Origin of the sequence: Rhodococcus sp. MEB032 (genome assembly GCF_030208925.1) — a bacterium.
GTDB classification, from domain to species: domain Bacteria; phylum Actinomycetota; class Actinomycetes; order Mycobacteriales; family Mycobacteriaceae; genus Rhodococcus_F; species Rhodococcus_F qingshengii.
In genome coordinates this window covers 576899-593041 of record NZ_JARVSY010000010.1, presented here as the reverse complement: position 1 = coordinate 593041, position 16143 = coordinate 576899, and the positions used below count along the sequence as shown (strand labels likewise).

Here is a 16143-nt window from a genome sequence, read left to right as displayed (position 1 = left end):
CACAGGCCGGTTAGGCCGTCACGCCGGCAGCCAGGAGAGCGCGAGCCTCGGGTCGGCCGTCGAGGAGGGCGTTGGTACGCAGTTCGACCTTCCACTCGCCGTCCGTCTTGATCAGTTCCCAACGGTTTGCGGTGATGCGGAGGACCTTGAATCCCGTCGGGTTCTCGGGATCTTTGATGACCAACTGCGAATGGCAGGTCGCGACGGCCTTGTTGCCGTCGATGCGGATGTGGGCGGGTGTCATCATGTGGGCCGCGCCGTTCATGATCCAGTTCTGGTGTGAGGCGCTGTGAACCATCGCGCGCAGTTCGCCGCGGCCGTGCATCGCACCGGTATCGACGTCGTAGACGCCGTCCTCGAGCCACAGGTTCGCGACCTCGTCGGCTGATCCGCTGTCGACGGCAGGGCTGTATGTGGTCAGCAGTTCGGTGATCGCGAGCTTGTCCTCGAGCAATTCCACTCGGGCGAGCAGGGATTCGATCAGGGCGGTCGAGTCGGTCATCGGTACGTCCTTTGCATTGAATTGTCGGGGAATCAGGAAGTGGTGAAAGAAAAGCCCTCGGCGAGGGCGATTCGGTGAAGTTCTTCGAGTTGTTCGCAGTAGTGCTCGACGCTTCGAGCGCCGACCGAGCAACTGGCGATGGTCGCCCCGGCGTCACGGACGCGAGTCAAGGCGCGAAGGGTGGATTCGCGATTGCCGAGGGGATCGAGCGGCGCACCGGCGGGAAGCACCACGTCGAATCCGTCGGGGAGCGTCGTGGCGTCGAGCATTTCCTTCAGTTCGGAGAATCGCAGCCCGAACGGCACCCACCCGTCGCCGTGTGTGGTGGCCCGGCGCAGCGATCTCTTGGTCCGGCCGCCGATCCACAGCGGCACCCGTTTCTGGACGGCGTGGGGTTCGACGACAAATCCGGAGTAGTCGTAGAACTCGCCGTGATACTCCGGAGTCGGCGTCGACAGTGATGCCCGAAGTGCGGCCAAGGCATCGTCAGCGCGCGCTCCTCGGTCGGCAAATGGAGCATTTATGAGATCGAATTCTTGTTTCAGAGTCCCCACCCCGAGGCCGAGTATCAGGCGTCCATTGCTGACTCGATCAAGCGTTCCGTAACGCTTGGCGATCTCGAGGGGGTGGTGGTAGCCCAACACCAGCACCTGGGTCGCCAGCAGGATTCGTGATGTACGCGCGGCGAGAAAACCAAGGGTGGCGAGCGGATCCCAGTAGGTTCCGCCGCGCTCGGTGGCAATCTCCTCGGGGACCGCCACGTGTTCACTGCAGGTCAGATGATGGAAACCGAGTCGATCCGCCGTGGCGGCCACTGTGGCGATCTCGCCGATGTCAGCACTTGCCTCCCACTCCGAGCGCGTGCTCGGGTGCTGAATCAGGACCGGCGTGACGATTCCCAGGTGCATCGGGCGTTTATAGCGTCCCCACTCGCCCAGCGGCAGGTGAATTACCGCTGATCGGGATCGAAAAGATCGATTCACTTTCCAGAAACTGTGACCTGGGTTATAGTCGGTAGAATCAATTCCAGTTTTCGGGAGGCGTCCATGACCATTGTTGACATGAACGACACACTGTCCACCGTCCAGACTGCCGGTGGGCAACCCAAGAAGGATCTGCCGCCGTCGATGGTCGAGCGGATGACACTGATTCTCGACGCATTCGACGGCCGCGCCGCGCGGCTGACGCTGGAAGAGGTCGCGTGCCGTACTCAGTTGCCGCGCTCCACGGTCCACCGCATTCTCGATCAGCTGGTCAAGCTGGACTGGGTCGATCACGCATCGTTCGGCTACTGCCTCGGGCGTCGCGCGCTCGGCCTCGGTGGTGGCGACGGCGGCCACAGCCAGATCCGCGAAGCCGCTGCACCGCTTCTGCACGAACTGCACCTGCAGACCGGCATGGTCGTTCACCTGTCGGTGCTCGACGGACGCGAGAGCGTCTATCTCGACAAGGTCGGCGGACGATTCGCCGCGGCGCTCCCGTCCCGCGTCGGCGGCAGAGTGCTCGCTCATTCGACGGCTGGTGGCAAGGCGATGCTGGCGTGGATCGACCCCGAGCGCGTCGACGCTCTGTTCGGGGCTTCTCTTCCCCGCTGCACCGAGAACACGATCACCGACGTCGCTGTGCTCCACCAGGAACTGAACCGCATCCGTCAGCGTCGGGGACTGGCCTTCGAACGCGGGGAGTCAGCGCGTGGAGTCGCTTGTGTGGCTTCGGCAATTCGCGGACACGAGGGTCCCGTCGGCAGCATCGCGTTGTGTGGTGACATGCGGACCGCTCAGCTCGAGCGAGTTGCTCCGCTGGTCGTCGACGCGGCTCGCGAGGTCTCACGGACGCTGTACCCCGAACTGGGTGCTCCTCGCCGCGGCCGCAAAACGCCTCCCGTTCCGACCAATACGTTCTCGGCGGAGACGATGGATCGCCTGCTGGCAGCGTCGTCCGACCACTGGATCTGACGTATTTTGATCGACTTGTCTCGCTGATCGGGACGAGTCATAGCAGCTCAGCGGTACTGATGGCACGGTTCGGACCATGACGACTGAACTGAGCTACGAGGGAACTCTGAAGGAACTGCAGACCGATCTCGGTGTGCTCCGGTACCACGAAGCCGGCGACGGCCCGCCGCTCCTGCTGCTGCACGGATCGGGCCCCGGCGTCACCGGTTGGCGTAACTACCGCGGCGTTCTCGCGGACTTCGCGAAGCACTTCCACTGCTACGTTCTCGAGTTCCCCGGATTCGGCGTCAGCGATCCCGGCCCCGACCATCCGATGATGATGGCGCAGGCGTCGGTCGGGATGTTCCTCGACGGCCTCGGCCTCGGCCCGGTCCACATGATCGGTAACTCCATGGGCGGCATCGTCGCCACCAAGGTCGCGATCGACGAGCCGCACCGGGTGAGCAAGCTCGTCACCATCGGCGGCATGGGAAAGAACACCTTCTCGCCGGGGCCCGGTGAAGGCATCAAACTCCTCATGGAGTTCACCGACAACCCCACCCGCGAAGCCCTGGTCCGCTGGTTGCATTCGATGGTCTTCGACCGTGCCGTCGTCACCGAGCAGCTCATCGAAGAGCGTTGGGCCCTGGCCACCGAGCCGACGACGCTCGAGATCGCCCGTCGTATGTACAGCAGCAAGGCCATGGCCGCCATGGGCGCGGCTGCCGCTGCGTCGACCGCCGTGCCGTACTGGGCGCAGCTGAACAAGATCAAGGCGCCAACGCTGTTGACCTGGGGACGCGACGACCGCGTCAGCCCCGTGGACATGGCGATTCTGCCGATGCGCGACATCCCCAACGGCGAAGTTCACATCTTCCCCAACTGCGGACACTGGACGATGATCGAAGCTCGCGACGCCTGGGTCGCGTCCGTTCTGGCATTTCTGACGCGTCCAGAAGACAAGTAAGGACGGTGCGCCTTTTTGGTAGCCCCCACTACCAAAAAGGCGCACAGGGGTGCTCCCACTCACCGGGAAGCGTTTCTGCACTTCGGTGGGCTACCTGCCACCGTTTCACCAACAGATTTTCATTCTGCCCAGGCACTCGCCGGGTAGCGAAACCAGAAAGCCGGAAAAATCATGGGTCAGGTTCTGGACAACATCTCACAGTTCGCCGACGAGATCCGCGCCGACGGAGTCGAGGGTGACAAGCTGATGCGCTTGACGGACGGCAGCGCGAAGCGCTTGCGCGACTCCGGCGTCATCCGGATGTTCCAGCCGAAGGAGTTCGGAGGCCTCGAGGCGCATCCGCGTGAATTCGCCGAGACGGCAATGGCTATCGGCGCGATGGACGGTGCCACGGGCTGGGTCAGCGGCATCGTCGGTGTTCATCCGTGGGAGCTTGCGTTCTTCGACCGCAAGGCTCAGGAAGAGGTGTGGGGAACCGATCCCGATACGTGGATGGCGTCACCGTATGCGCCGATGGGCGTGGCGAGGCCGGTCGAGGGTGGGTACATCCTCAACGGTCGTTGGTCGTTCTCGTCCGGCACCGATCACTGTGACTGGATCATGATCGGCGCGATGGTCGGTGACGAGTCCGGCAAGCCGTTGATGCCGCCGAAGCACCTGCACGTACTGCTGCCGCGCTCCGATTACGACATCGACCAGGACAGCTGGAATGTCGTGGGCCTGCGCGGAACCGGGTCGAAGGACCTGATCGTCAAGGACGCGTTCCTGCCCACCTACCGCACGATCGACGCCGGAAAGGTGTACGACGGGACGGCGTGGAAGGAAGCGGGTCGCACGGAGACGTTGTACAAGTTCCCGTTCTCGTGCATTTTCCCGTTGGGGATCACCTCGTCGTTGATCGGTATCGCCGAGGGTGCGTTGGCGTGCAACATGGCGGCGCAGCGTGAGCGGGTGACGGTCAGTGGTGTTCCGATCAAGGAAGATCCGTACGTGCTGTTCGCGATCGGTGAGGCGGCGGCTGAGATCGCTGCTTCTCGGGCTGCGATCTTGGAGACGGTGGATCGTTTCTGGGACATGACCGAGAAGGGGCAGGAAGTTTCGTTCGAGCTTCGTGCGATCGGTCGCCGTACGCAGACTGCTGCGGCGTGGCGTGCGGTGCGGGCGGTGGACGAGATCTTTGCTCGTTCCGGTGGTGGGGCTTTGCAGTTGAACACGCCGATGCAGCGGTTCTGGCGTGACGCTCATGCCGGTTTGGCGCACGCGATCCATGTGCCTGGCTCCATCTTCCATGCGTCGACGCTCTCGCAGCTCGGCGGCGAACCGCAGGGTATCCACCGCTCGATGATCTAGTCCCACAAATACTTTCGAAGCAAGGACGGTTAGGCATGACTGAAATTCGGGGCCTGGGGTATCTCAGGATCCAAACGCAGGACGTGGCTCGCTGGCGCGAGCTCGTGGTCGACGGACTCGGCCTCGCGGTCGGTAGTGGCCCGGAAGCCGACGGCCTCTACTTGCGCCTGGACGAGCGTCGTGCGCGACTGATCGTCCTGCCCGGTGAGACGGACAAGGCTCTCGCAGTGGGCTGGGAAGTGCGAGATCAGTTCGCGCTCCAGCGTGTTCGTGAAGCAGTGGAGAAGGCCGGAGTCGAGGTCGAGGTTCTTTCCGAGGTCGACGCCAGCTACCGCGATGCCGAGCAGGTCATCGCATTCGACGATCCCAACGGCAACCGAGTCGAGGTCTTCTTCGGACCGGTACTCGACCACAGCCCGTTGGTCACCCCGCACGGCGGCCGTTTCGTCACCGGCGATCAGGGCCTCGGCCATGTGGTGCTTCCGGTTACGCGTTTCGACGAGGCATACACCTTCTACACCGAGGTGCTCGGATTCCTCCCGCGCGGTTCCATCCGTCTCGGCGGTATCGATGCGCCGCCGCCGGCTCGCCGCGTTCGCTTCATGGGTGTCAACCAGCGCCACCACAGCCTGGCGTTGTGCCCGGCGCCGCCGGTTGACGAGCCCGGTCTCGTGCACCTGATGATGGAAGCCGAGACTCTCGACGCCGTCGGTCAGGCTCTCGATCGTGTTGCCAAGCTCGGCTTCTCGATCTCCTCGACGTTGGGCCGCCACACGAACGACAAGATGGTGTCGTTCTACGTGCGCGCACCCGGTGGATGGGATCTGGAGTTCGGTTGCGAAGGCATGCTTGTCGACGAAGCCTTCTACACCGCTGAGGAAATCACGGCCGACAGCTACTGGGGCCATGACTGGTCCGAGAGTGAACCGCTGGCCGCGTTCACTCCCAAGAGCTAGCTCTTACGCAACGAAAAAGCTCGGTCCCAATGCATATCGGGGCCGAGCTTTTTCGTGCGATAGATCAGGAAGCTGCTGCGGCCAAACCGGTTTCGAGGTCGGCGAGAATGTCGTCGATCCCTTCGATGCCGACCGCAAGGCGGACGAGCCCCGGGGTGACGCCCGAAGCGAGCTGCTCCTCGGGGGTGAGCTGCGAGTGCGTCGTCGACGCGGGGTGGATGACGAGTGAGCGAACGTCACCGATGTTGGCGACGTGGCTGTGCAACGTCAGAGCGTTGACGAACTTCTTGCCTGCGTCGACTCCACCGGCGAGCTCGAACGCGACGATGGCGCCGGTTCCCTTGGGCGCCAGCTGCTTTCCGCGCTCGTGCCAGGGCGAGGATTCCAGTCCGGCGTACGCGACCGACGTGACCTCGGCGCGGCCCTCGAGGAATTCCGCGACCTTCTGGGCGTTGGACACGTGGCGCTCGATGCGCAGGCTCAGTGTCTCGATACCCTGCGAGATGAGGAAGGCGTTGAACGGTGCGATGGCCGAGCCGAGGTCGCGCAGAAGCTGAACGCGTGCCTTGAGGGCGTAGGCGGGTGCACCGAGATCGGCAAAGGTGACGCCGTGGTAGCTGGGGTCGGGGGTCGTGAAGTTGGTGTGGCGTCCCTGGGTCCAGTCGAAGGTGCCACCGTCGACGATGACGCCGGCGATCGCGGTGCCGTGTCCGCCAAGGTATTTGGTGGCGGAGTGGACGACGATGTCGGCGCCGTGCTTCAGCGGCTGAATGAGGTACGGAGTTGCGACCGTGTTGTCCACGATCAGCGGGATGCCGTGCTCATGGGCGACTGCGCTGATGCCGGGGATGTCGAACACGTCGTTCTTGGGGTTGGAGATGGTTTCGCCGTAGAACGCCTTGGTGTTCGGACGGATTGCCTCACGCCAGTGATCGAGGTTGTCCGGGTCCTCGACGAAGTCGACGGTGATACCGAGCTTGGGCAGCGTGTAGTGGAAGAGGTTGTACGTGCCGCCGTACAGGCGAGGGCTTGAGACGATGTGGTCCCCGGCCTCGGCGAGGTTGAGGATCGCGAAGGATTCGGCGGCCTGACCGGACGCAACCAGCAGAGCCGCGACTCCGCCTTCGAGGGCGGCGATGCGCTGCTCGACGGCGTCCTGCGTCGGGTTCATGATGCGGGTGTAGATGTTGCCCGGCTCGGCGAGGCCGAAGAGCGCCGCCGCATGGTCGGTGTTGTCGAAGACGTAGCTGGTGGTCTGGTAGATCGGAAGCGCCCGAGCGTTGGTGGCGCTGTCCGGGCCCTGTCCGGCGTGGACCTGCTTGGTTTCGAACGACCAATCGGCGGTCGGATCGGTATCGACGGGGGTGTTCTCGCTCATGAATTCATACTCCGTGGTGAAGGTGGGTTGGTGCGGGTCAGGCGGTTTCGACGACTGTATGCACTGGGACGGGATTGCGGGTGAGATCGAGTACGGGGCAGTGTGCGTCGACCGTTTCCTGCAGTTCCAGGTAGCGCTCGCGGGTTTCGGGGCCGGTCAGGGTGACGACCACGCGGACCTCGGAGAATCCCGGACGGACGGCGTCGTCGAAGCCGAAGAATCCACGAACGTCGAGGTCACCTTCGGCTCTGGCCGAGATGTCGTCGAGAGCGATACCGAGTTTGTCCGCCCAGACGCGGTAGGTGACCACCTGGCAGGAGAGCAGGGAAGCAAGGTAGTACTCGACAGGATTGGCTGCGGTGTTCTCGCCGCCGAGGGCCGGCGGCTCGTCGACCTCGACGCTGTACTTACCGAGAGAAATAGTGCTGGCAACGGCGTCGTGCGCCTGGGCGGAAGCCTTGAAGACGACGTGCGCTTTGCTCGCGTCTTTGTCGATGGCGTCGGCGTTGGCTGCTACGACGGAACTCAGGTGTGAGATGGAGGCGGTGGTCATGACAGAAATGTCCCCTGATCTGGGTGTACATACGAGTATCGACGTGAGCGGCGCTCACGTCGTAGGTCCGATCAGTAGATCGGACACCCGGATGTACAGACATGCGCAAAGTCGACATGGCGCCGCCGCGTCAGCAGCGTGCCCGTCTCGTATGCGCCGATTCCCGTCACAGGAGAGACTGTAACCGGTTCATACCCTTTCCGACCAGACGTATAGGAAATCTGTCTCGGATTGTGGTCTGTCATGCGGGCGGCAGTCCGCTCCACCGGGGTGTCCGACGATTGGCGAAAGCGTCGAGTCCTTCGGCGATGTCCGGAGAGCGCAACACTGCGTCCTTGGCGTCGTCGGTGACCTTCCATCCGTCGGCGTCGGCGTCGGCGTAGAGAGCCTCGATGGCCTTCAGACTCAGACTCACGGAGGTGGGGGAGGACTCGCAGATCTCCGCTGCCATCACCAGTGCCTCGTCAAGTGTCTTACCAGGGGCAGTGACTGCATTGACGACGCCGAGGTCCTTTGCCCGTTCGGGATCGAGTGTGCGGCCGGTGATCAAGAGTTCACGGGCGACGTTGATCGGAAGCGCGCGAGGAGCCCGAAAGAGTGCGCCGGACGTCGCAACCAGACCGCGTTTGGTTTCGGGAAGGCCGAATTGCGCTGTGGCAGAGGCGACGATCAGATCGCAGGCCAGTGCGATTTCGAAACCGCCACCAAGCGCGTAGCCCTCGACTGCAGCGATCAGGGGCTTGTTCCGCCGGCGCCGAATGACGCCGTACTCACCGCCGCGAGGCATGCGAAGGTCGGCCCGCTCTCGGATATCGGTTCCGGCGCAAAAGATGTTGGGGGTTCCGGTGATGATGCCGACCCACAGATCAGGGTCGTCGTCGAGAAGATTCAGCGCGGCTTCGATTCCCTCGGCAGTCTCACGGTTGATCGCGTTACGGCGTTCTTCGCGTTCGATCCTGACGATGAGAACGCGGTCATGGCGTTCGGTGGAAACAGTCGACATAATTGGACTGTAGTCCACCTATCGGAGGCGGAGGTGCGTCACCTGACGGGACGGACATTGGACACATTCCGGACTGTGGCGAAGACTGTGTTCTGAGGCGGAGAAGGGCAGGTCGACGTGATTTCCAAACGAGAACAGAACAAGCGCGACACCAACGACAGGTTGCTCTCGGCTGCTCGAATTCTGTTCTCGGCGCAGGGTTTCGCCAGCACGACCGTCGACGACATCGCCGAGCGAGCCGAGGTGTCGCGAGCCACCTTCTTCAATTACTTCCAGGGCAAGGACTCGGTTCTCGAGGCGTTGCACAGTGATCATCTCGATCAGCTTGCGGCACTGGTGGATCAGCTCATGGAATCGCCGATGCCGACTTCTGATCGGATCTCCCGGATTTTTCAGGACTTTGCGCAGCAAGCGATCATGCACCCGCGCTATCTGCGCATGGTGACTGCAGAACTCGAGCGCGACTTCGCCTCCTCCGGAGCGGGGGCGGCCCACGATCATCGGTTCCACGTGGAACTTCTGCGGATCGTCACTGCCGGTATCGAAGCCGGCGAAGTGAGATCGGACTACCCGCCGCTCTTTCTCGCACAGATGATCGGTGGTACGTACGGAGCGTTGGTCCGCTTCTGGCGGCAAGACGCCGATTACGACGTGGTCGGAGAATTCGATCGCGGAGCCAGGTACGTCGCGGAAGGCATCGCTGCTCGCTGATCAGGGAGTGGGCACTACCAGAGGCAGCATCTGCTGGACGCTCTCCGAAAGATAGTTTGCGGCAGTCTGATCGCCGGACAGATGGCGCAGCAGGCTCTGCTGGAACAGGCCGTCGAAGATTGCGTACATCGCCGCCGAGGTGACCGATGCCTCTACGTCGAGAAGCTCGGCGTAGCGAGAAACAATGCGCCAGATCATGTTTTCGAGACTCTCGTCGATCGCGGCGACGTCGGCTCGGAACGACTCCTCGAACATCGACTGCGCGCGCAGGTCGTACCAGAGGCGGTGCATCGTGGGTTCTTCGATCATGGTCTCGGCGAGCAGTGTGCCGAAACCGGTTTTCAGTTCCTCCGGTGTCTTCGCGGTGGCGACGATGCCGTCGTAGCGGGTTACGCAGCGTGCCTTGTAGTGGCGCACGCAGTGGGTGATGAGATCGACCTTGTCGCTGAAGTAGTAGTGCAGGACGCCGTGGGAGAACTCCGAATTCTGGGCGATTTCGCGCAGGCTCGTGCGTGCGTAGCCCAATTCGGCCAGGGTTTGCAGTGCGGCCTCGGCGAGTTGATCACGTCGCTCGGAGAATTTGTCGACCTGGCGACGCGACACCTTGTCTGCGTTGGACCGCTTGGCGGAGTCGGACCGCTTCGCGGAGTCGGACTGCTGGCCCGGTGAGCTAGGTGCAGCCTTTTTCCCTGCCTCACTAGGCTTCTCGACTGTCGTGGTCACGATGGCACGTCCTGTTCCCTGCGGTTTCCACAGCGGCACGATCACCGCGTCCGAATCAGTGTAACCCCTGGTCTTTGACGAGCGTGTAACAAAATCTTGACAGTCGTCAAGATTTCTCTTGACACTCGTCCAAAGTTGAATACTCTGTGACTCACACCACTTGGCAGCGTCGCTGTGAACGGTGGCATCGCGAGAGTCGTTTCAGTCATGGAGGCAGTCGAAAATGAGCGTGTTTGATCTCGAGGGACGAAAAGCACTGGTCACAGGTGGTGCCAAGGGGCTCGGAGCCGGAATGGCTGAGGCGTTGGCGAAGGCGGGGGCGTCAGTGATGATCGGCGACGTTCTCGAAGACGAGGGTCGTGCCACCGCAGAGGCTGTTGGTTCGGGCGGAGTCAAAACCGGCTTCGTAAAGCTGGACGTCACCGACGACGCCAACTGGGAAGAGGCAGTCGCCGCCACCGCGGAGACTCTCGGCGGCTTCGACATCCTCGTCAACAACGCAGGCATCGAGATTTCCTCGCTGGTGGTCGACCTCGATCCGAACGACATCCGCCGTATGTGTGAGGTCAACATCCTCGGAACAGCGCTCGGAACCAAACACGGACTGCGCAGCATGCGTCCGGGTGGCGTAGCCGGAACCGGCGGTTCCGTCATCAACATCTCTTCAGTGGCCGCCACCATTCCGTTTCCCGGGATCAGTGGATACTCCGCGACCAAGTCCGCGGTCGATCGCTTCACCAGAGTTGCCGCCGCCGAGTCGGGCAAGCTCGGCTACGGAGTCCGCGTCAACTGCATCTACCCGGGTCTTGTCGCCACGGAGATGGGTCTCGGACTCGCGGCGGACATGGAGAAGCTCGGTCTCTGGCCCAGCGCCGAAGCAGCAGTCGGAGACGTCATCGGCCTCACCCCGCTCGGCCGCCTCGGTGAAGTGAACGACATGGCTGACGCCGTTGTGTTCTTGTCCTCCGACGCCGCGCGATTCATCACCGGAATCGGCCTACCGGTCGACGGTGGCATGGGCATGTAACTCGCCCTTCATTCGTACGTACACCCTTCTCACGTCTTCGAAAGGTTCCACGAACATGTCCGAAAAGAAGCCCGTCATCGTTTACGGCGTCTCCGGGTACACCGGCCGTCTGGTGTGTGAATACCTGCGCGAGTTCAACATCCCGTTCATCGCAGCCGGCCGCGACGCCGCTCGCATCCAAGAGGTCCTCGACAAGATCCCTGGTTTGGACACCGTCGATCACGAGGTCGTCGAGGTCGAGCACACGGTCGAGGCTCTTACCGAATTGTTCACCGGTGCACAGGTTGTCAGTAATATGGTCGGCCCGTTCATCAAGCTCGGCGGCACCGTCGTCGAGGCTGCGTTGAATGCCGGTTGCCACTACATGGACACAACCGGTGAGCAGGACTGGGTACTCGACGTCCAGGAGAAGTTCAGCGACAAGTACCAGGAGAAGGGCCTGCTCCTCTCGCCCGGTATCGCGCAGATGTACACCACCGGTGAGATCGCGGCCAATATCGCACTGGAAACGCCGGGCCTCGATACGCTCGACATCCTCGTGCTGTGGAAGGGATTTCCCACCTACGCGTCCACTCAGACGATCTTCACCATCCTCAAGGCAAACTGGTACTACCTCGAGCAGAACAAGTACGTGCAGTGGGCGCCCGGCCAGACTTTCGACGTCGTCGTTCCCGGCCAGCACGAAACTGCGCTTGCATTGCCGTGGGGCGGAACATGCCACCCGGTGTGGTTCAAGAACGATCCGCGAGTTTCCAACGTCAAGGCTGCGGGCGGAGTGTTCGACCGCACCGTGATGGAAGGCGTTGTCGCGACGCAGAAGATCGTGGAGGAGCAGATCAAGACCCTGCCCGCCGACGAGCAGGAAGCCGCCTTGGCCGAGATCGCCGGATCGGTTCAGGCCGGTATGCCCCCTCGTGAAAATCCGCGCATCAACACCTCACTCGACTCCGTCTACGCGTCGGGCCCGCTGGGTCGCTCGCACGTCGTGATCCACGGAAACTGTAACTACAAGCAGACGGGCCTCCTGCACGCCTATGCAGCGCATTCTCTGCTCCAGCAGGCGCCGAAGCGGACCGGGCTTGCCTCGGCTTGCCAGGCGTTCGGCCATCGCGAACTGCTCGGCGCGCTACGTAGTTTCGGGCTGGCTCTGGAGCCGGAAGTAACCATCAACGCCTAACTCGTCGCCCTCGTCATCATGTTCACGGCTCCCGGCGTGTAGCGCGCCGGGAGCCCCGCCCTGGAGGCTCCCCATGCGTTTGACCGACTATCTCGACAAGGGAGCCTCTCTTGGTTCCACCGCACCGTGTTTGACGATGGGGGAGCGCACTCTCTCCTACGGCGAGGTGCAACAGTTCAGCCGACGCTTCGCAGCTTCACTCGCGGCTTCGGGCATCGCGCCGGGCGAAAAGGTCGCGATTCTGTCCGGCAACGACCCGATCTCGTTCTCGTGCGTATTCGGAATAAGCCGGGCCGGCGGCGTCTGGTGCCCGATCAACCCTCGCAACGAAGCTGCGGAAAACCGAGACCTGTTGGATCTGTTCGATTGTCGCGCTCTGTTCTTCCAGAAGTCCTATGCGCCGCTAGTCGACCAGATCAAGGATGCTCTTCCCCAGTTGGTGACGCTCGTCTGTATCGACGGCGAGTGGGATTCGGCACAGTCCCTCGAAAGCTGGCTCGGGGAAGAAGAACTCGACGCCGCGGCGCCCGACGACGTCACCATGCTGGTCGGCACCGGTGGTACAACTGGACGGCCAAAGGGAGTGATGTTGACCGGGCACAACATCGAGACGATGACCGCAATCACTTTGATGAGTTATCCGTTCGAGGGGCGCCCGGTGTATCTGGCGCTGGCACCGCTGACTCACGCCGCCGGTGTTCTGTGCTTCCCGATCATGGCCCTCGGCGGCGAAGTAGTGATCATGCCGAAGCCCGATCTCGGGTACTTCCTCGCGAACGTTCAGAAGCGCAAGGTGACTCACACCTTCCTGCCGCCGACGCTCATCTACATGCTGCTCGAGCACGAGGCCCTGTCGGCCACGGATCTCAGCTCGCTGCAATGCTTCTGGTACGGAGCGGCGCCGATCTCCCCGACCAGACTCGCGGAGGCGATCGACAAGATCGGCCCGGTCATGGCTCAGCTGTTCGGGCAGAGTGAAGCCCCCATGATGATTTCGACGATGTCACCGAAGGAGCACTTCGGCTCGGACGGCACTGTCGCAACGTCACGACTTTCCTCGGCCGGTCGACCGTCGCCGCTGGTGACCGTGGGAATCATGGATGACAAAGGCGCGCTGCTCGGACGTGGCGAGCGTGGTGAGGTGGTGATTCGCAGTTCGTTGGTGATGGCGGGTTATTACAAGAACCCCGACGCAACCGCGGAAGCGTCAGCCCACGGCTGGCATCACACCGGCGATATCGGGTACCTGGACGAGGACAATTTCCTGTTCATCGTCGACCGTGCGAAGGACATGATCATCACCGGCGGTTTCAACGTCTATTCGGTCGAGGTGGAGCAGGCACTCATGGCGTATCCGGCGATTCAGGACTGCGGAGTGATCGGGTTGCCGGACGACAAGTGGGGCGAACGCGTTGTGGCAGTGGTGCAACCGCACCTCGGCGCCGACATCGACGGCGCCGAGGTGATGGCTTTCGTGAAGGCTCGCATCGGAAGTGTGAAGACTCCGAAGCAAGTCATCGTCTGGGACGATCTACCTCGCTCCAAGGTCGGCAAAGTTCTCAAGAACGAGATCAAGAGCGAGCTGACTGGCTGAATACCCTCGGGACGCCTATGTTATTTCACCGCACGGAGTGCCTGTCGAAACCGACAGGCACTCCGCTTTCTTGTCACCCCGGCTGGTCGATTGCTCACGAATCGAGTACCGATCATCGGGAATCGTGTCTGTGAAGTTCGAATCGCGACCCGCATCGTCTCTGTGTCAGCCATCACAATGATGTGTTCGAATGAGTACGAGGTGAATCATGCGTCACGAAAGAACAGTCACCGAGCAACTTCCCCTTCCGGCCAGGACCGTCCGGAAGGTCATGCTCCGCTTCATGCCGGTCATCGGATTGGCATACATCGTCCTGTATCTCGACCGATTGAACATCGGCGTTGCAGCATTGACGATGAACAAAGAACTCGGAATATCGGCCTCGATGTTCGGGTTTGCGGCCGGAATCTATTTCTGGAGTTACACGATCTGCGAACCCCCGAGCAACTACATCCTCACAAAGGTCGGTGCGCGGCGCTGGATCACACGAATCATGATCACGTGGGGCGTGGTCACCATCGGAACCGCGTTCGTTCAGGGTGCCAGCGGATTGGTGGCAGCACGATTCCTGTTGGGTATTGCCGAAGCCGGCTTTTCGCCCGGCATGCTGTTCTTCGTCTCGAAGTGGTTCCCGAATCGGGATCGAGGCAAAGCAATGGCGTGGATCGTGACCTTCATCTGTATCTCCGGCCTGGGTACTCCGATCACCACACACCTGATGGCTATCGACGGCTTTCTCGGGCTCTCCGGATGGCGATGGGTTTTCATTCTCACCGGCGTCCCCGCTGTGGTCATGGCGTTTGTGATCTACAAGGTTCTGCGGGACAAGCCTTCGGAGGCGGAGTTCCTCTCCGAGGAAGAACGCGGTTGGCTCACCGATACGCTCGAGTCCGAGGCGCAAGAGCGCGAAGCGGTCGTCGGTAAGCACAGCTTCCTCCAGGGACTCGTGCACCCACGAGTACTGGTGTTGATCTCCGTGTTCATTTGTTTCACCTTCAGCCTCAACGGTTTCCAGATTTGGATGCCGCAGATTTACGCGCAATTCGGGATGAGCACCAATCAGATCGGATGGGTTGCCGCACTACCTGCACTGATTGCGATCGGACCGATGATCTGGTGGACGCGCCATTCGGACCGCGCCGGAGAGCGCCCCGTGCACTTCGCCATCGCCGCATCGGTCGCAGCACTCGGATTTGCTATTGCTGCGCTGTTCTTCACCACACCGGTTGTCGCTATCTTCGGATTCTGCATCGCCGGGATCGGTCTCTACAGTTCGATGAGCATCTTCATCACCATGCCTTCGAGCTTCCTTACCGGCGCTGCCTTGGCGGCAGGTTTCGGTGTCATCAACGGAATGGGTAACCTCGGAGGCTATTTCGGTCCACAGGTCACCGGCTGGATCAAGGACGCGACCAACAGTTTCACACCGGCAATCGGGGTGTACTCCGCGGTGCTGGCGACGGCAGCATTGATCGTGCTGCTGCTCAAGGTGATCACCAGAAAGGCCGACAAGGCCAACGACCAACTGACACTGGATTACCGGGCGGAGCGCGACGCCGGAACCTTGGTTGCACCTGAACAGGCTTGAGCCGAGTCTCGGCCCCGGAAGATTCCCGATCAACGGGAATTCTTCATTCTTCAGGCGAGCATGCGCAGGACATCATCACTTATCAGGATCACAGTCGTCGACCGTGGTTTCGTCGGCAACGAACAAACGAGGACTTCGTGAGTAGATACTTCGGGCCTTTGCGCCAATTGGGTTTTGTGGTCAACGACATCGACAGCGCGCTGAAGCATTGGATCGACGTTGTCGGCGTTGGCCCCTTCTTCTTCGTGGAGGACCAACCGTTGAACGACTTCGTCTTCCGTGGCAAGTCGAGTGCGCCTCGATTCAGTGTGGCGCTCGCGCACAGCGGAAGCGCGCAGATCGAGCTGATTCAACAACACAACGATGAGCCGTCGGCATTTCGCGAGTTCGCCGATCGAGGGCTCGAAGGACTTCAACATGTTGCCTACTGGACAACGGATTTCGATCGATATGTGGAGGAATCCAAGAACCGAGGGCTCGTCGAATTGCAGAGTGGTAGATCCGGTAGTGGCGCACCGGACGAGCGATTCGTGTACTACGAGGACGGCCCGTATCCGGGAACAGTCATCGAAGTCTCGGAGGTCAGCGGAAGGAAGGGCGATCTGTTTCGCGCAGTCGAGGCTGCATCGAAGGAGTGGGACGGGTCGAATCCCATTCGCGATATGAGGAAGGTGCTGTAG

16 protein-coding genes are annotated in these 16143 nt (G+C 61.8%); 10 read left to right on the top strand and 6 right to left on the bottom strand.

Going from position 1 to position 16143, the window contains the following annotated elements:
- Positions 1-10: 10 nt before the first annotated feature.
- Both QRN54_RS13065 and QRN54_RS13060 read right to left on the bottom strand, forming a co-directional pair.
- Entirely contained in the window at positions 11-502 is a 492-nt protein-coding gene (locus QRN54_RS13065; protein ID WP_003939809.1) for a nuclear transport factor 2 family protein, read from the bottom strand.
- Positions 503-534: 32 nt separating this feature from the next.
- Positions 535-1410, bottom strand: coding sequence for a TIGR03619 family F420-dependent LLM class oxidoreductase (locus QRN54_RS13060; protein WP_064687741.1), 876 nt, complete (start codon positions 1408-1410; stop codon positions 535-537).
- A 138-nt stretch (positions 1411-1548) separates the two neighbouring features.
- Between QRN54_RS13060 and QRN54_RS13055 the strand changes: the two genes are divergently transcribed.
- From QRN54_RS13055 to bphC, 4 genes are all read left to right on the top strand, one after another.
- Complete coding sequence (locus tag QRN54_RS13055) at positions 1549-2457, top strand: IclR family transcriptional regulator (RefSeq protein ID WP_007729442.1); 909 nt, start codon at positions 1549-1551, stop codon at positions 2455-2457.
- 76 nt (positions 2458-2533) lie between these two features.
- Positions 2534-3403, top strand: a complete 870-nt coding sequence (locus QRN54_RS13050; protein WP_285182116.1) for an alpha/beta fold hydrolase — start codon at positions 2534-2536, stop codon at positions 3401-3403.
- Between the two features lie 171 nt (positions 3404-3574).
- Complete coding sequence (locus QRN54_RS13045) at positions 3575-4753, top strand: acyl-CoA dehydrogenase family protein (RefSeq protein ID WP_003940250.1); 1179 nt, start codon at positions 3575-3577, stop codon at positions 4751-4753.
- Between the two features lie 35 nt (positions 4754-4788).
- Positions 4789-5709, top strand: coding sequence for a biphenyl-2,3-diol 1,2-dioxygenase (bphC, locus tag QRN54_RS13040; protein ID WP_003940493.1), 921 nt, complete (start codon positions 4789-4791; stop codon positions 5707-5709).
- Between the two features lie 64 nt (positions 5710-5773).
- On the opposite strand, the gene QRN54_RS13035 is transcribed toward bphC, so the two are convergent.
- The 3 genes from QRN54_RS13035 to QRN54_RS13025 form a co-directional block, all read right to left on the bottom strand.
- Positions 5774-7087: a bifunctional o-acetylhomoserine/o-acetylserine sulfhydrylase gene (locus QRN54_RS13035; protein ID WP_003939848.1), complete on the bottom strand. Its 1314-nt coding sequence runs from the start codon at positions 7085-7087 to the stop codon at positions 5774-5776.
- A gap of 37 nt (positions 7088-7124) precedes the next feature.
- Positions 7125-7640 (bottom strand): OsmC family protein, encoded by a 516-nt coding sequence (locus QRN54_RS13030; protein ID WP_007732784.1) that lies wholly within the window; start codon positions 7638-7640, stop codon positions 7125-7127.
- A 241-nt stretch (positions 7641-7881) separates the two neighbouring features.
- Entirely contained in the window at positions 7882-8643 is a 762-nt protein-coding gene (locus QRN54_RS13025; protein ID WP_007732783.1) for an enoyl-CoA hydratase-related protein, read from the bottom strand.
- A gap of 117 nt (positions 8644-8760) precedes the next feature.
- Here QRN54_RS13025 and QRN54_RS13020 point away from each other — a divergent pair, with 117 nt between their 5' ends.
- Positions 8761-9354: a TetR/AcrR family transcriptional regulator gene (locus tag QRN54_RS13020; RefSeq protein ID WP_003940428.1), complete on the top strand. Its 594-nt coding sequence runs from the start codon at positions 8761-8763 to the stop codon at positions 9352-9354.
- Here the strand turns inward: QRN54_RS13020 and QRN54_RS13015 are convergent, their stop codons facing one another.
- Positions 9355-9957: a TetR/AcrR family transcriptional regulator gene (locus tag QRN54_RS13015; protein WP_047270758.1), complete on the bottom strand. Its 603-nt coding sequence runs from the start codon at positions 9955-9957 to the stop codon at positions 9355-9357. It lies immediately after the preceding gene.
- Positions 9958-10300: 343 nt separating this feature from the next.
- Here QRN54_RS13015 and QRN54_RS13010 point away from each other — a divergent pair, with 343 nt between their 5' ends.
- The 5 genes from QRN54_RS13010 to QRN54_RS12990 all read left to right on the top strand — a co-directional run bounded on the left by QRN54_RS13010 (position 10301) and on the right by QRN54_RS12990 (position 16143).
- The gene (locus QRN54_RS13010; protein ID WP_007732778.1) at positions 10301-11104 is read left to right on the top strand and encodes an SDR family NAD(P)-dependent oxidoreductase; all 804 of its coding nucleotides are present in this window, start codon (positions 10301-10303) and stop codon (positions 11102-11104) included.
- Positions 11105-11159: 55 nt separating this feature from the next.
- Positions 11160-12281: a DUF5938 domain-containing protein gene (locus QRN54_RS13005; RefSeq protein ID WP_003940189.1), complete on the top strand. Its 1122-nt coding sequence runs from the start codon at positions 11160-11162 to the stop codon at positions 12279-12281.
- 73 nt (positions 12282-12354) lie between these two features.
- Complete coding sequence (locus QRN54_RS13000) at positions 12355-13875, top strand: AMP-binding protein (RefSeq protein ID WP_285182115.1); 1521 nt, start codon at positions 12355-12357, stop codon at positions 13873-13875.
- A gap of 208 nt (positions 13876-14083) precedes the next feature.
- The gene (locus QRN54_RS12995) at positions 14084-15463 is read left to right on the top strand and encodes an MFS transporter (RefSeq protein WP_007732774.1); all 1380 of its coding nucleotides are present in this window, start codon (positions 14084-14086) and stop codon (positions 15461-15463) included.
- A 137-nt stretch (positions 15464-15600) separates the two neighbouring features.
- On the top strand, positions 15601-16143 hold the full coding sequence (locus QRN54_RS12990; protein WP_042448493.1) for a VOC family protein: 543 nt from the start codon (positions 15601-15603) through the stop codon (positions 16141-16143).